Source organism: Pseudenhygromyxa sp. WMMC2535 (genome assembly GCF_011083025.2).
Genome location: NZ_JABJWV010000001.1, coordinates 9,098,164 through 9,119,884 on the forward strand (window position 1 = coordinate 9,098,164; position 21,721 = coordinate 9,119,884).

A 21,721-nucleotide genomic window follows, 5' to 3' on the forward strand; every position below is an offset into this window, starting at 1 on the left:
AGCCGAGCTCAGCGCGTGCGCGTGCGCTCCTGTGCCTTCAGCTCGCGCAGCTTGGCCTTGGCCTGCTTGCGCCCCGCCGCCGTCCGCTTGCGCGACGCCGCCTCGTTGCGCTTGGTCCAGCGATCGTAGCGCGGCTTGGCGGCCGCGCGGATCTTGGACTCCTCGACCTCGGGCAGCCCGTGGCGCCGACGCAGCTCGTTGGTCGGCTGGCCGTCGGCCTCGCGAGCGCAGTGCGCCGTGTAGACCTTCTTTTGGTGGCCGTGCTTGGCGAGGTACTCCTCTGGCGTGTAGGGCCCGATCTTGCGCATCTTCTGAGGCGAGGGGATCGCGTACCACTGCTTGATGATCTCCACCTTCTCGGGGAGCTCACCGTCGTGCTCGAGGGCCCACTGGCGACAGTGATAGCGGGCGACCCACTTTTGGTAGTGCTTGCCCTTGCCCGTGACCCGCCGGGTGATCTTACCCATGCGGTCGTAGATGAACCACGGCTCCTGCTTGTTCCGCGGCGAGTTGGCGTCGGTGTAGAGGTCCCACAGCTCGCCTTGCTGATCCGTGACGAAGACCTTCATGAACACGTTGGTCCGCGTCGGGTTGGGCGCGAACATGTTCCACGACTGGTGGGTCTGGGTCACGTGCATCCACGGCGTGGCCACGGCGCGGGCGGGGCTGCGGAAGCTCTTGGTGCAGTCCTTGTCGGGGATCGAGGAGGCCGCGACCGCGGCGATGTGCAAGAACACGAAGGTGGGGATGAAGGCGCGACCAAACCACCCGTAGGCGTAGGTCCAGGGCTTGGCGTCCTCGCTGGGGACCTTGCCCTCGGGCCCGCCGCGCAGGCGCTGAACCAGGGCGGTCGAGACGGGCAGCGCCACGGCGAGGGCGAACACCATCCACCACCACCCGCGGCCCTGGACCTTGGCGAGGATCGCCGCCACACCAAAGGCGAAGCTGGCGAGCACGATCATGCTCGGGAGCTCGCGGATGTCGCGGTGCTGGTTGGGCACCGGCAGACCCTCGGCCTCGGTCGGGGTGATCATCTCGCCGCGGGCGACCCACGCGGGGATCCCCGGGACGCCGAGGTCGGCCAGCGCCTTGCCGATCCGCCGGACGATGATCGCCACCTCGGTGCCGTTGAGGCAGACGATGTAGACCACCATCATCACCGGCGCGAACATGCCGATGTTCATCAGCACCATGATGTGCAGGTGGAAGACCAGGCCCAAGGTCAGCCAAAAGCGCCGACCGGTGAACAGGGTGAAGAAGGTCTCGAGATCGAGGCGCAGCTCGTGGCCGCGGATCGTGAACGCGAAGGGTCGCTCGCGCAGACGCCACCACCCCCACCCCACGCCGGCCATCAGCGCCAGCCAGCCGCCGGCGACGAGCAATCGGATCGTGCCCACGTCGACCTTGGCGTCGGCGCTCACGTGGACCGGGAGGCCGACCCAGACGATCGCCAAGGCGATCAGGCCCAGGCCCGTCCACGCCCCGCGCAGCGCCCAGCGCCGCCAGCCCGTGGGCGGCTCGAGGCCCTCGCGCCGCGCCCAGCGGACGATCAGCCCGAGCACGACCAGCGGGAAGCCGATCTGCCAGAAGTGCACGGTCCAGGTCATCAAGCGAAAGACGCTGGTCCCGAACATGTAGCCGTAATACTGCGTCGGCACCCGCGAGAAGTGGTCGAGGTTGAGGGCGTAGTAGAGCGAGTCGCCCTTGGCCCACACGCTGCCGGTCTTGGCGCAGCCCGTCCAAAAGTAGATGGTCGCGAGCTGGAAGATCATCAGCATGCGCGGCCACGCGGGGATCCGCCGATAGAAGGCCTCGAGCAGCTTGGGCTGTCCGTGCTCGTCCTCGACCACCGCGCCGCCGCCCTTGCCGGGGCCGTCGCGCTCGTCGAGGCGCCCCTCACGACGCAGGCGGCGGACTCGCAGCCAGTTGTCGATGCTGAACGCGTGGCCGCAGCGCGAGAACACCAGGTAGATGAACATCACCCGAAAGACCACGTCCGCGCCGGACTGGTAGATCGGGCTGCGGTTCATCAGGCCCAGGGTCAAGATCAGGCTGACCCAGCCGGACAGGCGGGTGCGGAAGCCCAGCAAGAAGCTGAGCGTGGCGAGCTCGAAGACCGCGATGTAGGCCCAAAAGAAGCTCGGGCTGTCCCAGAAGTAGAGCAGCGAGTAGCGCGGGCCCTTGGCCCACTCGACCACCGCCGCGAAGTCGAAGAAGCCGCGCGGATCTCCCAGGCCACCCGAGCCGTAGCCCTTGAACTGGCCGCCGGCGATGTACTGCCGGGCCGAGTCCGAGAGGTACAGGCCCTCGTCGGTGAACAAGAAGTCGAAGTGCTGCCACATGTTGTTGATGTTGAGCAGCAGCACGATCGAGAACGCGATGCGAAACGCCCCGAGCGAGCGGGGGTCCTCGGTGCGCAGCCAAAAGCGGCGCCAGCGCTCACGATCGACGAAGATCACGGCCAGCGCCAGCAGCAGACCGGTGAAGGTCAGCCAGCCGATGGTCGGGCCGAGGGCCAAGGCGGCCTCGTTGGGGATGTCAGCGGCGAGCAGGGTCGATGCAGACATGATTAATCCTCAAAATTAGAGTCCTAGATTCACTCGAAGATAAAAAAACCGACGACCGCGACCCCCACCCGGGCCGCGGCCGCCGGGGGCCCTAGAGCCCGCGATGACCTTCATCGTTTGATGACCTACGCAGCCAGCGGGCCATCACCCAGACGAAGCTCAAGATAACCGCCCACAGTCCGGCGGACAGATAGAAGGCCCACAGATCGGAGCCCTCGGGGCGGACGAAATTCGCAAGTAGAGAGTCCATGCATTTGCTCCCGATGACGATTTAGTCGAAGTTGCGCACGTACTCGAAGCCGATCTCCTTGCCCTTCACGCCGCGCGTGGGCGGGGCAATCCAGTTGGCGAACTTTCCGGGCTCGCGCACCGGCTTCATGATGCTGTCGAGGTAGCGCTTGTCCTCGGGGCCGAGCAGCCACTCGCTGGCCTTGGCCTCGAAGCGCGCCTGGTCGATGAGCTCACCTTCGGGGGTGAAGTAGTGATCGGAATAGATGCCCTGGTGGCGGTGGAAGCGGCGGCTCGGCAGGCTCAGGCGGCGGTCGCTGCCCTCCTCCTCGAGGATCGCGTTCCACTTGCGCAGCGCCCGCTCGCAGTCCTTGACGTACTCGTCGCGCAGGACCTCGTTCATGGCGTTGCGCAGGGGGATCTGCCGCGTGGTCAGGCGGCCGCCTTCGATCACCGGGAGCTCGTAGCAGTCCTCGAGGGCCAGGTGATCGCTGTAGCGGTCGCCCTCCTTGAAGCGGCCCTTGAGGCCCGCGGCGAAGTAGTTGGCCGCGTTGTTGGAGACCTCGCCGCCAAAGAGATCGAGGCAGTAGGAGAACCAGTAGTTGATGGTGCGCTGGACCGTGGGGATGTCGATCCCGCCCTGGTTGCGCACGTCGCCGTTGGCGTCGATGCGCTCGAGCTGGGCAGCACGACGGATGATCCGCGCCATGCCGGTCTCGCCCACGAAGAGGTGGAAGGCCTCCTCGGTCAGCATGAAGTCACACGAGCGCGCGAGCGGGTCGAAGCCGCTCTCCTTGAGGGCCGCGAGCTGGAACTTGCCGTCGCGGTCCGTGAACATGGTGAACGCGAAGAAGCTCAGCCAGTTGTCGCAAGGCTGGTTGAAGGCGCCGAGGATCCGCGGCTTGTCGGGGTCGCCGCTGCGCCGCTCGAGCAGCTCCTCGGCCTCCTCGCGCCCGTCCTTGCCGAAGTGCTTGTAGAGCAGGTAGGCCATCGCCCACAGGTGCCGGCCCTCCTCGACGTTGACCTGAAACAGGTTTCGCATGTCGTAGAGGCTCGGCGCCGAGTGACCGAGCAGCCGCTGCTGCTCGACGGAGGCCGGCTCGGTGTCCGCCTGGGTCACGATGATCCGGCGCAGGGCGTTGCGGTGCTCCCCGGGGACCTCGTTCCACACCGGTGAGCCCGTGAGGTCCCCGACGTGGATCAGCGCCTCTTGCTCCCGCGGGGTCAAGAAGATGCCCCAGCGGTACTCCGGCATGCGCACGTAATCGTAGTTGGCCCAGCCGCCGGCGTCGACGGAGATCGCGGTGCGCAGCCAGACGTCGTTGGGCTCGAAGTCCGTGGGGCCCATCTCGTGCCACCACTCGAGGTACTTGGGCTGCCAGCGCTCCAGCGCCCTGCGGACCTTGGGGTCATCGGCGAGGCCGACGTTGTTGGGGATGCGACAGTCGAGGTCCACGGGTGCGTTCATTGTCAGCTCCGTACTCGTTCAAGGTGCACCAGTGCGCGCAGAGGAAAAAGCGCACAATCTTCGTGCGCCAGCTCTTGGGCTCTGACACACGCGGTGCGGGTGTACACACGCACGCACTCTTTTCGCGGCACTTCATGGCGATGTCCTATCCGCAATGGGTCAAGCTTCGTCATTGCAATGAGCGTCGATCGAGAGCTCGCCCGCCAGCATCTTTGCAACCTCGCGCGTCGCTACGCCCGCCCGGGGCCGCGCTACACCAGCTACCCGACCGCCCTCGACTTCGGGCCGCTGTCCGCCGGCGACTACGTCCAGCAGCTCGAGCAGGCCCGCCGGCGCGCGAACGATCCCTGGTCCGCGTACATCCACGTGCCCTTTTGCGCCAAGCGCTGTGACTTCTGCGCTTGCTCGGTGATCGCCAGCCCCCAGCACGAGCGCGTCGCCGCCCCCTACGTCGACGACCTGATCCGCGAGATCGAGCTCGTGAGCGCGCAGATCGGCTCTCGCCGCCGCCTCGCCCAGCTCCACCTCGGGGGCGGGACGCCCACCTACCTCGCGCCCGCGCAGCTCGAGCGCGCCATCCAGGCCATCGCCCGCGAGTTCCTGCGCGACCCCGAGGGCGAGTGGTCCATGGAGCTCGACGCCCGCGCGACCACGGCCGCGCACATCGAGCTGATCGGCGAGTACGGCTTCGACCGCGTCTCGCTCGGCGTCCAGGACCTCGACCCCGACGTCCAGGCCAAGATCGGGCGGATCCAGAGCGCCGCGAAGATCACCGAGGTCGTCCGCGGCTGCCGGCGCGCGGGCGTCGGCGGCGTCAACTTCGACCTCGTCTACGGCCTCCCCGGTCAGACCCTCGACAGCCTGCGCCGAACCATCTCCGGGGTGCTCGAGCTGCTCCCGGATCGCCTGGCGATCTACGGCTACGCCCACATGCCCTGGGCCCCCGGGCGCGGCAACCAGCGGCGCATCGACGCGGCCGCGCTCCCCGATCCCCAGCAGCGCCTCGAGCTGCTCCTGGCCACCCGCGAGCTGCTCCTCGACGCCGGCTACCAGGCCATCGGCATGGATCACTTCGCCCTGCCCGAGGACCCCCTCGCCCGGGCCGATCGCGCCGGCACCTTGATGCGCAACTTCATGGGCTACACCGTGCGCGCCGGCGCCGACCTGCTGGGCTTCGGTGTCACGGCCATCGGCGAGGTCGGCGGGGCCTACGTGCAAAACCACAGCAAGCTCGTGCACTGGCGCCAGGCCATCCAGCGCGGCGAGCTGCCCACCGCCCGCGGCCTGGTGCGCAGCCGCGAAGACGAGCTGCGCGGGACGATCATCGCCGCCTTGATGTGCGAGCACCGCGTCGACAAGCGCGCCATCGAGGCCCGCTTCTCGCGGGGCCAGTGGCGCTTCGACGAGCGCTTCGCCGCCGACCTCGCCGAGCTGCGGGGCCCCCTCGCCGACGGCCTGATCACCGACGACCCCGCCGCGCTCACCCTGACCGAGACCGGCAAGCTCTTCGTGCGCAACGTCGCCATGGCCTTCGACCAGCGCCTGCGAGACCGCCGCGCCCTCGCCACGCCCGCGCCGACCCCCGCGCGCGTGCCCATCGCGGCCGCGCGAAAGGCTGCGAGCCCACGCTTTTCCGCGACCGTCTAGCGCCCCACTAGTGCCAGCGACCGCCCCCTCATGACCCCCTCCCCAAGGGTGGTAACGTGGGGCCGTGCGCGCCTACCTAGACCTACTCGCCCACATCCTCGAGCACGGCGTCGAGAAGAGCGATCGCACAGGCACGGGCACCAAGAGCGTGTTTGGCCCGCAGCTGCGCTTCGACCTCGCCGAGGGCTTCCCGCTGGTCACCACCAAGAAGGTCCACCTGCGCTCGATCATCCACGAGCTACTGTGGTTCCTGCGCGGCGAGACCAACCTCGCCTACCTCCACGAGCACAAGGTCAGCATCTGGGACGAGTGGGCCAACCCCAAAGGTGAGCTCGGACCGATCTACGGCAAGCAGTGGCGCGCCTGGCCCGACTACGACGGCGGGACCATCGACCAGCTCAGCGCCGTGGTCCGCGAGCTCGGACGCAACCCTCACTCGCGCCGCCTGGTCGTCAGCGCGTGGAACGTGGCCGATCTCCCCAACATGGCCCTGGCCCCCTGCCACTGCCTGTTTCAGTTCTACGTGGCCGAGGGCAAGCTCAGCTGCCAGCTCTACCAGCGCAGCGCCGACGTGTTCTTGGGCGTGCCCTTCAACATCGCCAGCTACGCCCTGCTGACCATGATGATCGCCAAGGTCGTCGGCCTCGGGCTCGGCGAGTTCGTGCACACCTTCGGCGACGTGCACCTCTACCTCAACCACCTCGAGCAGGCCCGGCTCCAGCTCGAGCGCGAGCCGAGGGCGCGGCCGACGATGCGGATCAACCACAAGCCGGCCTCGCTGTTCGAGTTTCGCTACGAGGACTTCGAGCTGTGCGGCTACGAGCCGCACCCGCGGATCAAGGCGCCGGTGGCGGTCTGATCGCTGCGGCCAACCAGCTGACGCAGACGGCCCCCCGAAACGGCGTGCGTCATACCTTAGAGACTACCCTGCTCCCCCCGATCTTCGTATTCCTCAAGCGCCTCCAGGTGCTGCTTGGCGCTGTCGATCTCCCCAACCACGATCCCCCCACAGCTCGGGCAAGTCTTGGCGTCGAGGGGAAGCGGCTTGCCGCAGCTCGGGTCCGAGCACAAGCTGCCGCGGATCTGTGAGCCGATCGCCCAGCCGATCAAGCCGCCCACCGTGCCGAGCCCAAGGGCGTCCACCAAGCCCCAGCCAAAGACCTCCGCCACCAAGCCGCCGATCAGCCCGCCGTACCTCCCTCGCGTCGGCCGGGCCCGAAACACCGGCCTGCCCACGTTGGGCTGGCGCAGCTGCTCTTCTCGCTCCTCCTCGGCCGCGAGCAGGGCCTCGTCTTCCTCGTCGAACACGAGCTCGTCGAGCACCGGCTTCCCCGCCGCCGGCCAGCTGTCGGGGTCGCCCCAGCGCAGCTGCCTGCGCAGCCTCGCCTCGCCCTCGATCCCCTCGCCCTCGAGCGTCGCCCGGGCGACATCGAAGAGCTCGCGGACCGCGGGGTTGAGGGCTCGCCTCGCCTCGCTGGCGTCGCGCCGACCTGCGCGATGGATCGCCGCTAGCAGGCGCGCCGCGAGCTGGGGCGGAAAAGATAGGCTCGCCCTGCGCCACGCCGAGAAGGTCGAGCTGCCCTCGTCCTCGCCCACGCTGCGCGGGTCGAAGCAGGCGTTGGTCACGAGCACCCCCCAGCCGAGGGCGTAGCAGGCCAGGACGCCCTCGACTGCCGAGGGCAGCGCAGGCTCAGCTCTGCCTGGCGCGCCCTGCTGCGCGCGGTGGACCAGCGCCCTGGCGAGCTCGACACAGCACGGGCCGATCATCGCCCGCATGTCCCCGAGCTCATGGACCACGAAGCGCGCGCGCGTCAGCGCCCCGTCCTCGAAGCCCTCGAAGCTCACCCCCGCCGACAGGTGTGAGGCGAAGCCCTCCTCCTCGAGTTCGCGCCCGTCCTCGACAGCGATCGACAGGCTCTCGTCGCTCTCCCCTGCGTGGCGAGCCAGCCGCCGCAAGAGCGCGCGCACGTCGACGAGGCCCTGCTCGTAGTCTTCCGGAAAGTCTTCGGGTCTATGCAGCTGATAGGCGGTCGCGCAGCGCCCCGCGCCAAAGCGCTCGCTGAGCGCACCGACGCGCTCGAGCAGCTCGTCGAAGTCGAGCGCGTCCAGCTCGGGGGCCGCAGGCTCGACATGGTGAACGCGTGGCTTGGGCCGCGGCCCGACCAGCCCGCCTGCGGCGAGCGGATCCGAAAATTCGAGGTTTGGCATCTGCCTCGAATGAGGCCACGTCTTTCACACTGCTGTCAAACCCAAACGCTGTGCACCCTGCCTGCGCCACCACCCCCAAGCCACCGGCCAAGCTCGACGCGCCGATCCTCGCCGAGCTCATGGCCGGTGTCGTGTTGGGTTTCACCGCGGGCTGTTGGCAACCCGCCTGCGCCTGCGCCTGCCAACACACAGCGCCAAGAGCAGCAGCGATGCGCCGAAGCGCGGGCGACCTTCGCTGCTGCACCCGCAGTAGCCGCGCTCGGGCTCGAAGCCAGGCCCAAAGCCGCCGCTCTCCGAGTCGCCCTGTCCGGACTCGCTGCCCACGCCGACCTCGTCCTCGGCCCAGCCCTCGCTGCTCTCTTCCGATGAGCTGCCCTCTTCCGATGAGCTGCTCTCCTCTTCGGACGAGCTGCTCTCCTCTTCGGACGAGCTCTCCTCCTCTTCGGACGAGCTCTCCTCCTCTTCGGACGAGCTCTCCTCTTCTTCGCCCGTCGTCGTCTCCTCCCCCCCTTCCCCCTCCCAGGGCGCGCCGCAGGTCTCGACCAGGCCACTGACCCCGCCGCCGGTGCAGCCCTGCGCCCACGCCCCGATCTCCAGATCCGGGCTGATCGCAAAGCCGTCGCAAGCGGAGGTCGGCGCCCACACCTCGTCGTCGAAACAAGGCGTGAGGTCGCGGCCGGTGGCCTCCTCGAGCCAGGCCAGGTGCGGCAGCGTGCTCGTGTAGACGAACCCATAACCACAGGGGTGCTCGAAGTCGGGGGTGTCCGGGTGAAACCCCTGGCCGAGGCCCACGACCCGGACCTGGCCGTCGCCGAGGCGCAGATAGGCCGGACCGCCTTCGTCTAAATAGCACGCGCTGTTGCCCGACTCGCCGACCATCCACAGCTGATCGTCGTTCTCGAAGATGCCCTCCAAGATCTGTGTGGTCTTGCGCTTGATCCCGCCGCCGGCCTCCTCGTAGGGTATCCCCGGGGAATCCGGGTCGTAGTCCGCCGAGGTCAGGCCAAAGCCGACGATCTCGAGCTCGACGCCGGGGACCACGAGCTCGCTCTCGCAACCAGCAGCCAGAGGCGTGGGCGCGATGTCGAGGACCTCCTCGGCGAGCAGGCAGTAGGCGATGTCTGGGTTGCTGCCGTCCCAGTCGGGGTTGATCTCGCAAGTCTCGACATCGACCACGCGCAGGGGCTCGGCGTAGTCCTCGCCGAAGTGCGCGGTCAAGGCCATATCCCAGCCGTCGATGCAGTGCGCCGCGGTCACGAGCACGTCGGGGGCGACGAGGGCCGCCGTGCAGCGCATGGTATCAGCCGCACTACCGATGCCCACGGCCGTCGGATAGCCGCAGTTGCCGACCTCGGTGCCGTTGGTGATCGACTGCGGATTCGACTGCTCGATCTCGCCAGGACCGGCCCAGGCCGTGCCTGCGCCCAAGGGTATTGAAAAAAACGACGCGAACGCCGCGAGTGCAGCACGCCTCAGCGCGCGTTGTTGATGGTTTTCCCGCTCCACGCCGACATTGTCGACCCAGTGCTGCTCATCTTCAACGCTCCGCCTCGATAGGACCTGCCCGCCGTGACACCCGTCGGGCATGCGCGTCGCTCTTTCCGAAAATGGCGTCATCGGCCGGGATCAGGATCTGCCCTGGCACTTGCCTCGAATGAGGCTACGTCTTTTGCGCAGCTGTCAAACTGTCTGGACGAATGTGCTTCCTCGAACACACGCCTGCAAGCATCGACACCAGTTGCCATAATATGGAGGCTTCGCCCCTCGAAGTGCCACGCTTCGAGTCTGACAACGGCCAGCGCCGCGCGAACTTCGAGGCGGGCACGAAGGCGCTCGAGACCGAGATCGACCTCGACGATCCCGAGCGCCTCTTGCTCGGTGACTACGCGCCACCGCCCGCTAGCTGAGCGCGCCTGCGCCTGCGCCTGCCAACACACAGCGCCAAGAGCAGCAGCGATGCGCCGAAGCGCGGGCGACCTTCGCTGCTGCACCCGCAGTAGCCGCGCTCGGGCTCGAAGCCAGGCCCAAAGCCGCCGCTCTCCGAGTCGCCCTGGCCGGACTCGCTGCCCACGCCGACCTCGTCCTCGGCCCAGCCCTCGCTGCTCTCTTCCGATGAGCTGCCCTCGTCCGACGAGCTGCTCTCTTCCGATGAGCTGCTCTCCTCTTCGGACGAGCTGCTCTCCTCTTCGGACGAGCTCTCCTCTTCGGACGAGCTGCTCTCCTCTTCGGACGAGCTCTCCTCCTCTTCGGACGAGCTCTCCTCTTCTTCGCCCGTCGTCGTCTCCTCCCCCCCTTCCCCGTCCCAGGGCGCGCCACAGGTCTGGACCAGACCACTGGTTCCGCCGCCGGTGCAGCCCTGCGCCCACGTCCCGTTCTCCAGATCTGGGCTGATCGCAAAGCCGTCGCACGCGGAGGTCGGCGCCCACACCTCGTTGTCGAAACAAGGCGTGAGGTCGCGGCCAGTGGCCTGCTCGAGCCAGGCCAGGTGCGGCAGCGTGCTCGCATAGACGATCCCGTAACCGCAGGGGTGCTCGAAGTCGGGCGTGTCCGGGTGGATCTGCTGACCGAGGCCCACGACCCGGACCTGGCCGTCGCCGAGGCGCAGATAGGCCGGACCGCCGGAGTCGCCAAAGCACGCGCTGTTGCCCGACTCGCCGACCATCCACAGCTGATAGTCGTTCTCGAAGATGCCCTCGAAGATCTGCGTGGTCTTGCGCTTGATCCCGCCGCCGGCCGTCTCGTAGGGGAAGCTCTCCGGGAGATCCGGGTCGTAGTCCGCCGAGGACACGCCAAAGCCGACGATCTCGAGCTCGACGCCGGGGACCACGAGCTCGCTCTCGCAGCCCGCAGCCAGGGGCGTGGGCGCGATGTCGAGGACCTCCTCGGCGAGCAGACAATAGGCGACGTCGGGGTCGTTCCCGTCCCAGTCGGGGTTGATCTCGCAAGACTCGACATCGACCACGCGCTCGGGCTCGGCGAAGACCTCGCCGAAGTGCGCGGTCATGGGCGGATCCACGCCGTCGAGGCAGTGCGCCGCGGTCACGATCACGTCGGGGGCGACGAGGGCCGCCGTGCAGCGGATGTTCTCCTCGTCCCAGCCGATGCCCACGGCCGTCGGATAGCCGCAGTTGCCGACCTCGGTGCCGTTGACGATCGACTGCGGATTCGACTGCTCGATCTCGCCAGGACCGGCCCAGGCCGAGCCCGCGCCCAGGGGTATTGAACAAAGCGACGCGAACGCCGCGAGTGCAGCACGCCTCAGCGCGCGTTGTTGGTGGTTTTCCCGCTCCACGCCGACATTGTCGACCCAGGGCTGCTCATCTTCAACGCTCCGTCTTGACGAGACCTGCCCGCCGTGACACCCGTCGGGCATGCGCGTCGCTCTGATCGCCGCCGTTTCCGAAAATGGCGTCATCGGCCGGGACCAGGATCTGCCCTGGCACTTGCCCGACGAATTTCGCCACTTCAAGCGCACGACGCAGGGGCACCATGTGATCATGGGCCGGCGGACCTGGGAGTCGCAGGGCAAGCCCCTACCCAAGCGCGTGAACTTGGTCGTGACCAGCCGCCCCGACTTTCAGGCCCCCGGCGCGCAGATCGTCCGCTCCCTCGCCGAGGGGCTGGCCCTCGCCCGCGAGGCCGGCGACGACGAGGCCTTCGTCATCGGCGGCACCCGGCTCTACGCCGAGGCCCTCGCCCTCGCCGATCGCCTCTACCTGACCCGCGTCCACGCCGAGGTCGAAGGCGACGCCCACTTCCCCGCCTTCGATCGCAGCGCGTGGACCGAGGTCGAGCGCCGCGAGCACCCAGCAGACGAGCGTCACGCCCACGCGTTCACTATCATGGTGCTCGAGCGCCGCGCGAGCTGAGCCGGGTCACCGCCTGGCCCAGCGCGGCGTTGTATCATCGCCGCGCCTTCGCCATGACGACCCTCGATCACTTCGAAAGCGCGTTCCGTTCGGCCGCCAAGGACCAGTTCACGTGGCAGCCCCCGGGCATCACCAAGATCATGGTCGTCACCGACCTCGATCGTGAGCCCTCCGAGCGCTACCTCGCCCGGCTGCAACAGTTCCTGGGCCACTTCCTGGCGGGCTCCGGCTCGAAGACAGACCAGGCCGTCGAGTGGAAGCTGCTGGTCGGCTCGGACTACGCCCTGGTCGGCGAGCTCCACCGCATGGTCGAGGACTGGAGCCCGGACCTGCTGTGCACCTATCGCCATCTGCACAGCTCGGCGTGGACCTTTCGCTACAGCCTGGGCGAGTTCATCCACGTGCTCACCCAGGCCACCGAGGTCCCGGTCCTGCTCACGCCCCACCCCAAAAACGACGCCATCGCCGAGCACGCGCTGGTCGACACCGACGTGGTCATGGCGATGACCGACCACCTCCAGGGCTCCGATCGCCTGGTCAACTTCGCCGCCGCCCTGACCCAGCCCGAGGGCAAGCTGTGGCTCGCCCACGTCGAGGATGAGACGGCTTACGAGCGGATCATGACGGCGATCGCCAAGATCCCGCAGATCGAGACCGACCCCGCCCGCGAGCTGATCCGCGACAAGCTGCTCCAGCAGCCCCTCGACTACGTCGAGTCCTGCCGCCAGGCGATCACCGGCCACCGCCCCGAGCTCGAGGTCAAGCCGCTGGTGCGCATGGGCCAGCACCTCTCGGCCTACCGCCAGCTGGTCAGCGACCACAAGGTCGACCTGCTGATCATGAACACCAAAGACGAGGACCAGCTCGCCATGCACGGCATGGCCTACCCGGTCGCCGTCGAGATCCGAGACATCCCTCTGGTCCTCCTCTAGGCCACGCCCAGGACCTCGCCCCATGTTTGCCCTGCTCTGCACCTCCCCCGTCCTGCTCGCCACCGGCGAGGGCGCCGTCCCCACGAGCGTGACCCTGCTCTTCGCCGGCCTGCTCGTCGCGATGATCCTCGCGCTCGCCCTCGAGGAGAAGCTCCACGCCAAGAAGTCGCTGATCGTCGGCGTGTTCGCCGTGATCTGCCTGCTGATCGCCACCGCCCTCGAGCTGCTGCCCTTCGGCCCCGTGTCCGTCGGCGGCCACGAGATCGAGATGCCGGTCTACATCCCCGCCGTGGACTGGGGGGTGATCGCCATCATCCTCGGCTCGAGCCTGTTCATCGACGTGACCAGCAAGTCCGGGCTGTTCACGTGGATCGCCATCAAGCTGACCAAGGCCAGCCGCGGCGAGCCCCGGCGGCTGCTGTGGTTCTACGGCCTGATGACCGTGGTGTTCTCGGCGGTGCTCAACAACGTCACCGCCATGCTGATCGTCGGCTCGCTCACCGGCGTCAGCCTGCGCAAGCTCGGCCGCGAGCGCGACCTGCTCGGCTTCTTGCTGATCGAGGGCCTGCTGACAAATATCGGCGGCCTGCTCACGCTGATCTCCTCGGTCCCCAACATCATCGTCGGGACGGCCGCGGGCATCAGCTTCGTCGAGTTCTTCTACAAGGCCGCGCCCTACGTGGCCGTGGCCACGGCGGTGACCATCGCCATGGGCATCAAGCTGTTCAAAATCGAGGCGCTGACCAGCGACGCCGAGCGGGCCGAGGCCGCGGCCCTCGTCGACGGCTTCGACGAGCGCGACGGCGTCGACAGCCAGGGCTTCTTCGCGTTCGGCGCGGCGATGACCGTGCTCTTCGTGCTCGTCATCGCCACGACCTCGGTGCTGCCCTGGGTCAGCGAGCTCGGCATGGGCTACGTCGCCCTGGCCTTCGCGGCGATCATGCTGATCCGCTACAAGAGCAGCGTCGACCAGTTCTACAAGGGCGTCGACTGGGACCTGCTCGGCTTCTTCGCCGCGCTCTTCGTGGTCATCAACGTGATGGAGCACGCCCTGGTGCTCGAGCTGATCGGCCACGGCCTGGCGTGGATGATCGGCCTGGGCGAGACCCTGGGCACCGGCCTGGTGCTGATCTCGGCCTCGGCCTTCTCCTCGGTCACCGACAACATCCCGCTGTCGGCGATGCTCGCCAAGATCCTCGCCAACATGGGCACGCCCGGCAGCGACCCCAAGTGGTGGTCGGTGGTCTTCGGGGCCAACCTGGGCGGCAACCTGACCCCGATCGGCTCGGCCAGCACTCTGGTCGCGGTCACGATCATCCACCGCTACAAGCTCGAGCTGAGCTTCGCCGGCTTCGTGGCCAAGGCGCTGCCCTACGCCCTGGTCCAGATCGTCCTCGCGGTCGCCTACGTGCTGCTCGTGCTCGCCTGATCCCCGCCCGGCAGCCGCCAGACCGCGCTCTGGCCGACGCGCAGCAGCGGGCTGTCGTCGCCGATCTCGGCGCGGAACTCATCGGCCGCCCGCGCCTCGCCGAAGCCCTCGAGGTAGTAGTCGTCGAAGATGATCGTGCCCCCGGGCTGCACCTTGGGGTAGAGGCGCGCGAGGGTGTTCTTGGTCGCCGTATAGAAGTCGCAGTCGATGCGCAGCAGCGCGATCTCGCCGACGCGATCAAAGGGGAAGTCCGGCGAGATCAGGTTGCCGCGCAGGAACTCGACGCCGTCGAGGCCCACGCCGAGCTCGCGGAAGTTCTGACGGATCTCGGCGATCGAGGTGCGCACCCCCTCGGTCCCGAAGTGCTCGCGGGCGAGGTCGAGGGCCGAGACGATGATCCGATCGTCGACGGGGTCCTCGGCGTCGATGACCTGGAGATCCATGGTGTCGTAGATGTCGAGGCACGAGATCCGCCGAGTGCCGCCGAGGTAGTCGTTGACGGACTTCATGATCATGCTGCTCCCGCCCTTCCACACGCCCACGTCGACGAAGTCCCCGGGCACGCCCGCGCGCAGCACCCGGGCACACTCGCTGGCGAGGCTGTCCATGAGCTCGGGCTTGAGCATCGAGTAGACCTTGATGTTGGACAGCTGGAGGTAGTGGAGCAGCAGCATGCTCTCGAGGTAGGTGTCGAGGACCTCGGGGGCGAGGTCGCGGCCCTGCGCGGCGATCAGCGCCTGGATCTTGGCGCTGAGCACCGCCTGATCCCGACGCTTGCGCCACAGGACCTGGCCGACGAGGCGCGGGTAACGAAGGGGGGAGCGGTAGCGGATCGGCGACAGGCGGCGAAACAGCGGCTCGACGTGGGCGGACAGGCTAGTGGAGGTCATGGCGTGCTCTCGATCTGGGTGTTGGGTTGGGCTTTGTAGATGCGAGGAAAGTCAGCGGCGTCGCGGTGGCGCTCGGCCACGGGGTAGCGCGCGCCCACGGCCGTGACGCCGAGGCGCTCGCGCAGGGCGTCGAGGGGCAGCTCCCACAGCTCCTCGAAGCAGACGCAGTGCAGCCCGCGACCGCGCCTGCCGGACCGCCAGGCTCGCGGCGCACGCACGAAGAAGGTCCGCCAGCTCGGGTCGACGAAGAGCAGCTTGAGCGCGCCGAACAAGACCACCAGCGCGGACAACTTCTGCGGCAGCTGGGCGTACTGGAACACCTGCAGGCAGACCTCCTCGTGGAGCTCGATGCCGAGGCCGAGCAGTACGTGACGCATGTCGTGGGTCGATCGGTAGCGCGCCTTGGCGTACTCCGTGTCCGGGTCCCAACACAGCCGCGGGGGCGCGAGCTCCACGTCCTCGAGCAGGCCGTTGGCGTAGAAATGATGCCAGACGTTGTGGCCGAAGCTCTCGGTCGGCAGCTGGCTGAGGTAGACCCAGTCCAGCTCGCGCACCCTGAGCACCTCGCGGCCGCGCAGCAGCCGACGGCCCTCGGCGTCGTCGCGCATGTCCGCGGCCGCGCGCGAGAAGGCGGGGCCATCGAGGTTGTCTTGCAGGCCCGCGAGGTCGTTGAAGTCGTAGTTGGGCCAGCGCAAGAAGAGCACGCGCACGCAGTGGTAGAGCACCGCCCAGCCGCGCGCGAACAAGCTGGGGGGCTGCGAGGCCCGAGGGGCGACCGAGGCGATCATCGCGCGGCGCTCACAGACCGGGCCGCGGAGGGGTCCTCGTCGAGGGGGGCGGCGCGGAGGGGAGCCCCGCGGAGGATCAGGGGCGTCGAGGTCAGCGCCTCGAGGCGCGCGTCGTAGTCGGGGTGCAAGGTCCCCATCGCGCGGTCCCACCAGGTGAAGTACACGCCATAGTTCCAGCGAAAGTACTGGTGGTGCATGTTGTGCAGCGTCGAGGTCCCGAGCCAGCGCGCGCCGGGCAGGCGGGTGAAGCCGCGGGGCAGGACCTCGTAGCCGAGGTGCACGTAGGCCTCCATGCCCACGTAGAACACGACCATCGCCACGAGCACGGCGTGGGACACGGGCATGACCAGCAAGACCAGCGGGAGGTAGGCCGCGTGGACGATGCTCTCGAGCACCGAGAAGCTGTAGGCGGCCAGCGGCGAGGGTCGCACCGACCTGTGGTGGACCTTGTGCACGGCGCGATAGAGCAGGCGTGAATGCATCGCGCGGTGGGTCCAATAGAAGTAGGTGTCCCCGCCGACGATCAAGATCAGCAAGCTCAGCGGCAGCCACAGCAGGCCGTGCTCACCGACGTCCGTGTAGACCTTCAGGTAGCCGGCGTGAAAGACGGGCAGCGCGAGCGCGGTGGTCAAGGCGATCGACACCAGGCCGATGAAGGACTGCTGGAGCTCCGCGATCAGCCGCGCGCGCGTGGGCTGCCTGGCGTGTAATCGGCGGTGGCGCAGGAGCTTGGGCAGCGCGATCCAGACCAGCAGATAGGCGCCGCCGCAGACGAGCAGATACTTGGAAAACGAGCGCATCAAGATCGTGACCAGGTAGGTCAGCGTCTCGAAGATCAAAGACATGTCAGCAGCCATGCCCATCGACTGTGCAAGCCATAGACCACCTCGGTGCGCATCGCTTTTGGCGGTGGCTTCGAATCCGATGCGCTGCGGATCGAGCGCGCATGTCGAAGTATGCAGATTCAGCAGCGCAGACATGCGGAGGCTGCCGCGCCAGGCCGCGCGATCGGGGCCAGCGAAACACGCGGAAACACCCCTTCGCCTCGGCTCTCGCTACGCTGCGAGCACGATGAAATACAGGCTCCAGTCCCCCCGCTGTCTCGCCCTGATCGCCACCGCAGCCCTCGGTTGCGTGCCCGACACCGACGCCACGCTCGATGATGAATTCATGCGTGACGCGGAGGTCATTGGCATCGACGCGCTCGCGCCCTGGCCGACGATTCACCATGACCTCGCGGCCACCAACGCCTCGCCGGTGTGCGGCCCAAGCAGCGATCTCAGCGCGACGCAACCGCGCACCCTCGACACGGGAGCCACCATCGTCACCCTCCACGCCGGCGACCTGATCTACGCCCAGGCCATGGGCGGCGCCGGGGAGCTGCTCGCCTACGACGCGACCACCCTCTCGCTCGCCCACAGCTTCCCCCTGGGCGCGAGCTACCCCAACGCCGGCGGGGGTCTGCTCGATGACCAGGGCTACAGCTGGTGGACCGCCGACTCGAAGCTCGTGCGCTTGAGCCACGACCTGAGCGAGGCCACGTGGTCGACGGCGATCCCCGCCGGCGCCTACAACGGGACCACCCTGCTCCCCGACGGCAACATGCTCGTGACTGGCATGCCGCTGTACTCGGTGATCGCCACCGAGCCCGTGGACGGGGAGTTGGAGGTGCGCCACAGCGCGAGCCTCGGCGACCTCGACTTCGGCGGGCCAAACCCCACCCTCGACGCTGGCTTTGGCCCGCGCCCGCTGACCGACGGCCTCGGCCACTTCTTCTTCGTGATCGACGCGGCGATCTTCCGCGTCAGCTACGACCCGGTCAGCCTCGAGCTCGCCGGCGCAACCCAACACAGCCCCGACTGGATCTACGAGGCCCCCGCCGGGCTGTCCTTTGGCGACTCCATCGGCGTGCTCACCGACGGCCGGCTGTGCGTGCACGCGGCCCCCGAGCCTGGCGTCGCCGGCTCGCAGGTGCTCTGCCTCGACCAGCAAAGCGGCGCGCTGGTCGGCTCGGCCACCGCCTTCCCGCAGAGCACCAAGCTGCTCTCGACCTGGCACAACATCGCCGTCGCCGAGAACGGCTACGTGATCGCGATCAACGACAGCTTCGACGGCAGCGGCGGCGCCGTGGCCTTCGCCCCCTGGGAGCTCGAGGACGGCGAGATGGCGACCAAGTGGACGGTGAACCTGGCCAACATCGGCCACGACCCGATCGTCGCCGACCTCAGCGGCCTGCTCTACCTGTCGTCGCGCAAGTCCCTGCTCGCGCCCTACGTCGTCAACGCCATCGACGTCGACACTGGCGCGCGCTCGACCATCTATCAGTCCCGCGACATCGGCGGCATGCCTGGCAAGTCGCTGAGCTTCCTCGGCCTCGCGGGCGCCTTGTTCATGGCGACCCCCGACGGGCCGATCGAGCTCGTCGATCCCAGCGTCCCCTCGCTTTGTCCCTGACCCACCCGACCGCGCGCTCACTCGTGGCGCGAGCGCCACCCCGGGGATCAGCCCCAGGGATCGACGAGCTCGTCGAGCTCGATGCCTTCGTTGGCCTTGCTCTGCGGCTTGTCCGTGGGCTTGTCGGCCGCCTCGGGAGCAGGCGCCTGCTCGCCCTCGCTCGGCGCGGCCTCGCCCGCTCCAGCCTCGTCTTCGGCCGTCGCCTTGGCGCGAGCTTTCTTGCTCGCCGACGACTCGCCCTTCGACCCCTCGGCCGCGGACTCGTCCGCGCTCGCTGGCGCCGGCGCCTCAGGCTCGACTTCCTCGGCCTCCACCAGCGGCGGCCTGGCCTCGGGCGTCTCCTCTCCCCTCGCCTCGCCAGGTTCCTCGCCAGGTTCGCCCTCGGCCGCGCGCCGATCCTGCGTCGGCGCCTGCTCGCCCCCCTCGACCTCCGCCGTCTGACGAAAGAACAGCCAGAACACGGCGATCCCCACGGCGCCGATCGTCGCAGCGATGCCAAACACGCCCGCCACGACCGCAGCCGGCGAGCGCCGCGGGCTCGCCATGTCCTCGGCGGGCACTCCCTCCCGCACGACGCCGGCCTGCCGCCCACCATCGAAGGCCCACCCCACGTCTCCACCATCTCCACCATCACCGCTGCGCTCGCGCGTGGACGCCGGCTCGGCCTGCTCCGCGCCCGCCAGGCTCGCGTCGAGCTCGACGGCGTCCCGCGGCGCCGGCCGACCCGCGAAGCCCATGGGCGCCGCGCCGCCCGATCCGAACGCGCGGATCACCGGCGACCCGGCGATGCTCGCCGAGCTCGCCGCCTGCGCGATGCGACCGAGCTCCATGCCCAGCGCCTCGGTGTCGGTGAAGCGCTGCTCCGGGAGCTTGGCGAGGCAACGAGCGACCACGGCCTCGAGCTCCTCGGAGATGAACTGTCTCGGGACCTTGGCCGCCATGGTCTTGGGGGCCTCGTGGAGCTGGCGCCAGACCACCTCCTGGGCCGTGCCGACAAAGGGCGGCTCTCCGGCGACCATCGCGAAGATCAGGCAGCCGAGGGCGTAGACGTCGCTGCGCGGATCCAGGGCCTCGCCGCGGCACTGCTCGGGGCTCATGAACCCGGGCGTGCCGCCAAAGGCCCCCGCCCGCGTCAGGCCAAAGTCGAGCACCTCGATGAAGTCGCCGGCCGCCTCGGCCGCGACCATGAAGATGTTCTCTGGCCGCAGGTCGCGGTGAACCACGCCCTGGCGGTGCGCGGCCGAGAGCGCGTCCGCGACCTGCTTGGCGACGTTCACCGCCCGCGCCCAGGGCAAGGTCTGGCGCGCCGCGAGCAGCTCGGCCAGGGTCTGGCCCGAGAGCAGCTCCATCACGAAGTAGGGCGCGCCGTTGGGCCGGCGGCCAAAGTCGCTGTACTCGAGCACGTGCGGGTGGCCGATCTTGGCGACGCTGCGCGCCTCCTCGAGCATCGCCTCGCCGAGCTCCGTGGGCAGCTGGGGGAGCACGAACTTGATCGCCACCGCGCGCTCGAGCTCGACGTGCACCGCCTCCCAGGTCTCCGTGAGCGCGCCGCGACCGAGCAAGCGCTGGAGGCGATAGCGGCCGCCGACGAGCTCGCCGGCCTGGCCCGCGCTCGCGGCCGGCTGCGTCGGCGCGGCGAGGTGAACCGGGAGCGGACCCCAGCCCTGCGGCCCGCCGGCAGGGCCCGCGCTCTTGGCTGCGGGAGAGTGAGTCGCGGGGAGCTGGGCCCCGGCAGCTCGGCCCACGGCCTTGGCGGGCAGCGCCGCCCCGGGCGTCAGCGCTGCCTTCCCGGCCTCGCCAGCCGCGACGGCGCTCGGCGTCCCGGTCCAGCTCGACGACGCCGGCTCCGCCGGGATCCACTTCGAGGAGCCCGCGCGCGCCGACTCGCTCCGCTGCGAGGAGAGCTGCTCGCCCATCCAGGCCTGCGTGCGACGCCGGCCCTCGCCCTCCTCGGCGCTCATCGTACACAGGGTATCACGGCTCACGGTGCCGACGTCCAAGCTTCGGCTCATCGCGGCTCGCCATGGACACACGCCCGACAGCCGGCAGACTCAACGACATGTCTGCCCCTCTCCCCCTGATCCGCGGACTCCTCCGAGCCGTCCTCGCGGGCCCCGAGCCCCTGCTCCGCATGGTCGCCGGTCCCCCGCCGCGCAGCGACCGTGGCGTCGAGCTCGACCTCGCAACCCACGCCCTGCTCTCGCTCATGGCCGCCGCCAAGCTCGGGGGGATCCACAAGCTCCCGCCGGACAAGGCCCGCCGCGCCTTCGACCGCGACGCCCCGATCCTCGACCTGCCCCCGGCCCCCGGCGTGAGCATCGAGGACACCACCCTCCCCGGCGCCACCGGCCCCCTGCCCTGCCGCGTCTACCGCCCCGAGGCCGCGCCCAACGAGGACCTCCCGGTGCTCCTGTGGCTGCACGGCGGCGGCTTCGTGATCGGCAGCCTCGACACCCACGTCGGCCCGTGCAGCCTGCTCGCCGCCCGCGCCCACTGCCTGGTCCTCGCCATCGAGTACCGCAAGGCGCCCGAGCACCCCTTCCCCGCCGCCCTCGAGGACGCCCTCGCCGTCGTGCGAGCCCTACGCAAGAACCCTCGTTTGGTCGAAGCCCACGGCGGCGATCCTTCGCGCCTGGTCATCGGCGGCGACTCGGCCGGCGGCAACCTCTCGGCGGCCGTCTGCCAGCAGCTGCGCGACGCCGGCGAGCCCCAGCCCGGGGCCCAGGTGCTCGTCTACCCGGCCACGGACCTGCGCCGCGGCCACGCCTCGCACACCCGCTTCGCCCGCGGCTTCTTCCTGACCGTCGAGCTGCTCGACTACTTCATGGGCTACTACCTCCGCGGCTCCGAGGACGCCCGCGATCCCAAGGGCTCCCCGCTGCTCGCCGAGTCACTCGAGGGCCTCGCCCCCGCGCTGATCCACACCGCGGGCTTCGACCCGCTGCGCGACGAGGGCCACGAGTACGCCGCGCGCTTGCAGGCCGCCGGCGTGGCCGTGGACCTGCGCTGCCACGAGCGGCTGATCCACGGCTACGTGTGCATGGGCGGGGCGATTCCGCTGGCTCGGGCCGCGATCGAGGAGCTCGCCGACGCGCTGCGCGTGCGCCTTTGTCAGCTCGAGCAGTGAAGATGAAGCCGGAGGGGCTAGGAGCCCGTGGTGAAACCCAACACGACACCTGGCTTGGTCTTTTCGCCGAGGGCTTTGTCGCCAAAACTTGCAGTACGCCCGGTACAGCAGCGT

General features: G+C 69.0%; 18 protein-coding genes. 8 read left to right on the forward strand and 10 right to left on the reverse strand.

What is annotated here, in order from left to right; genetic code table 11:
• Positions 1 to 8 precede the first annotated feature (8 nt).
• The 3 genes from G6O69_RS35055 to boxB form a co-directional block, all read right to left on the reverse strand.
• On the reverse strand, positions 9 to 2,567 hold the full coding sequence (locus G6O69_RS35055; protein WP_172307820.1) for a hypothetical protein: 2,559 nt from the start codon (positions 2,565 to 2,567) through the stop codon (positions 9 to 11).
• Between the two features lie 91 nt (positions 2,568 to 2,658).
• Positions 2,659 to 2,817 (reverse strand): hypothetical protein, encoded by a 159-nt coding sequence (locus G6O69_RS35060; RefSeq protein ID WP_172307821.1) that lies wholly within the window; start codon positions 2,815 to 2,817, stop codon positions 2,659 to 2,661.
• A 21-nt stretch (positions 2,818 to 2,838) separates the two neighbouring features.
• Entirely contained in the window at positions 2,839 to 4,263 is a 1,425-nt protein-coding gene (gene boxB, locus G6O69_RS35065) for a benzoyl-CoA 2,3-epoxidase subunit BoxB (protein ID WP_172307822.1), read from the reverse strand.
• Between the two features lie 177 nt (positions 4,264 to 4,440).
• Here boxB and hemN point away from each other — a divergent pair, with 177 nt between their 5' ends.
• Together hemN and G6O69_RS35075 are read left to right on the forward strand one after the other, a co-directional pair.
• A complete protein-coding gene (hemN, locus tag G6O69_RS35070; protein ID WP_172307823.1) occupies positions 4,441 to 5,910 on the forward strand; it encodes an oxygen-independent coproporphyrinogen III oxidase in 1,470 nt (489 codons plus the stop codon).
• Between the two features lie 64 nt (positions 5,911 to 5,974).
• The gene (locus G6O69_RS35075) at positions 5,975 to 6,769 is read left to right on the forward strand and encodes a thymidylate synthase (protein WP_172307824.1); all 795 of its coding nucleotides are present in this window, start codon (positions 5,975 to 5,977) and stop codon (positions 6,767 to 6,769) included.
• A gap of 56 nt (positions 6,770 to 6,825) precedes the next feature.
• Here G6O69_RS35075 and G6O69_RS35080 read toward each other — a convergent pair whose 3' ends face one another.
• Positions 6,826 to 8,118, reverse strand: coding sequence for a zinc ribbon domain-containing protein (locus G6O69_RS35080; RefSeq protein WP_172307825.1), 1,293 nt, complete (start codon positions 8,116 to 8,118; stop codon positions 6,826 to 6,828).
• Between the two features lie 141 nt (positions 8,119 to 8,259).
• Positions 8,260 to 9,546, reverse strand: a complete 1,287-nt coding sequence (locus G6O69_RS35085; protein ID WP_172307826.1) for a trypsin-like serine protease — start codon at positions 9,544 to 9,546, stop codon at positions 8,260 to 8,262.
• A 341-nt stretch (positions 9,547 to 9,887) separates the two neighbouring features.
• On the opposite strand from G6O69_RS35085, the gene G6O69_RS35090 reads away from it, so the two are divergent.
• Positions 9,888 to 10,025: a hypothetical protein gene (locus G6O69_RS35090; protein WP_172307827.1), complete on the forward strand. Its 138-nt coding sequence runs from the start codon at positions 9,888 to 9,890 to the stop codon at positions 10,023 to 10,025.
• On the opposite strand, the gene G6O69_RS35095 is transcribed toward G6O69_RS35090, so the two are convergent.
• On the reverse strand, positions 10,001 to 11,410 hold the full coding sequence (locus tag G6O69_RS35095; RefSeq protein WP_172307828.1) for a trypsin-like serine protease: 1,410 nt from the start codon (positions 11,408 to 11,410) through the stop codon (positions 10,001 to 10,003). The two genes, G6O69_RS35090 and G6O69_RS35095, sit on opposite strands and share 25 nt — an antisense overlap.
• 79 nt (positions 11,411 to 11,489) lie before the next feature.
• Here G6O69_RS35095 and G6O69_RS35100 point away from each other — a divergent pair, with 79 nt between their 5' ends.
• The 3 genes from G6O69_RS35100 to G6O69_RS35110 are packed head-to-tail and all read left to right on the forward strand — an operon-like array spanning position 11,490 to position 14,348.
• The gene (locus G6O69_RS35100) at positions 11,490 to 11,987 is read left to right on the forward strand and encodes a dihydrofolate reductase (protein ID WP_172307829.1); all 498 of its coding nucleotides are present in this window, start codon (positions 11,490 to 11,492) and stop codon (positions 11,985 to 11,987) included.
• A 53-nt stretch (positions 11,988 to 12,040) separates the two neighbouring features.
• Complete coding sequence (locus G6O69_RS35105) at positions 12,041 to 12,919, forward strand: hypothetical protein (protein WP_172307830.1); 879 nt, start codon at positions 12,041 to 12,043, stop codon at positions 12,917 to 12,919.
• A gap of 22 nt (positions 12,920 to 12,941) precedes the next feature.
• Positions 12,942 to 14,348 (forward strand): SLC13 family permease, encoded by a 1,407-nt coding sequence (locus tag G6O69_RS35110; protein WP_172307831.1) that lies wholly within the window; start codon positions 12,942 to 12,944, stop codon positions 14,346 to 14,348.
• Here the strand turns inward: G6O69_RS35110 and G6O69_RS35115 are convergent.
• From G6O69_RS35115 to G6O69_RS35125, 3 genes are read right to left on the reverse strand one after another with little or no spacing between them, the layout of a single operon-like run.
• Complete coding sequence (locus G6O69_RS35115) at positions 14,324 to 15,238, reverse strand: TylF/MycF/NovP-related O-methyltransferase (protein ID WP_172307832.1); 915 nt, start codon at positions 15,236 to 15,238, stop codon at positions 14,324 to 14,326. The two genes, G6O69_RS35110 and G6O69_RS35115, sit on opposite strands and share 25 nt — an antisense overlap.
• Positions 15,235 to 16,026 (reverse strand): Coq4 family protein, encoded by a 792-nt coding sequence (locus G6O69_RS35120; RefSeq protein ID WP_172307833.1) that lies wholly within the window; start codon positions 16,024 to 16,026, stop codon positions 15,235 to 15,237. Before G6O69_RS35120 ends, G6O69_RS35115 begins: the two co-directional genes overlap by 4 nt.
• On the reverse strand, positions 16,023 to 16,883 hold the full coding sequence (locus tag G6O69_RS35125) for a sterol desaturase family protein (RefSeq protein ID WP_176397266.1): 861 nt from the start codon (positions 16,881 to 16,883) through the stop codon (positions 16,023 to 16,025). Before G6O69_RS35125 ends, G6O69_RS35120 begins: the two co-directional genes overlap by 4 nt.
• 214 nt (positions 16,884 to 17,097) lie before the next feature.
• Between G6O69_RS35125 and G6O69_RS35130 the strand changes: the two genes are divergently transcribed.
• Positions 17,098 to 18,480 (forward strand): PQQ-like beta-propeller repeat protein, encoded by a 1,383-nt coding sequence (locus tag G6O69_RS35130; RefSeq protein WP_172307835.1) that lies wholly within the window; start codon positions 17,098 to 17,100, stop codon positions 18,478 to 18,480.
• 47 nt (positions 18,481 to 18,527) lie between these two features.
• Here the strand turns inward: G6O69_RS35130 and G6O69_RS35135 are convergent, their stop codons facing one another.
• Complete coding sequence (locus G6O69_RS35135) at positions 18,528 to 20,465, reverse strand: serine/threonine-protein kinase (RefSeq protein WP_172307836.1); 1,938 nt, start codon at positions 20,463 to 20,465, stop codon at positions 18,528 to 18,530.
• A 74-nt stretch (positions 20,466 to 20,539) separates the two neighbouring features.
• Here G6O69_RS35135 and G6O69_RS35140 point away from each other — a divergent pair, with 74 nt between their 5' ends.
• A complete protein-coding gene (locus G6O69_RS35140) occupies positions 20,540 to 21,607 on the forward strand; it encodes an alpha/beta hydrolase (RefSeq protein WP_172307837.1) in 1,068 nt (355 codons plus the stop codon).
• Positions 21,608 to 21,721: the final 114 nt, after the last annotated feature.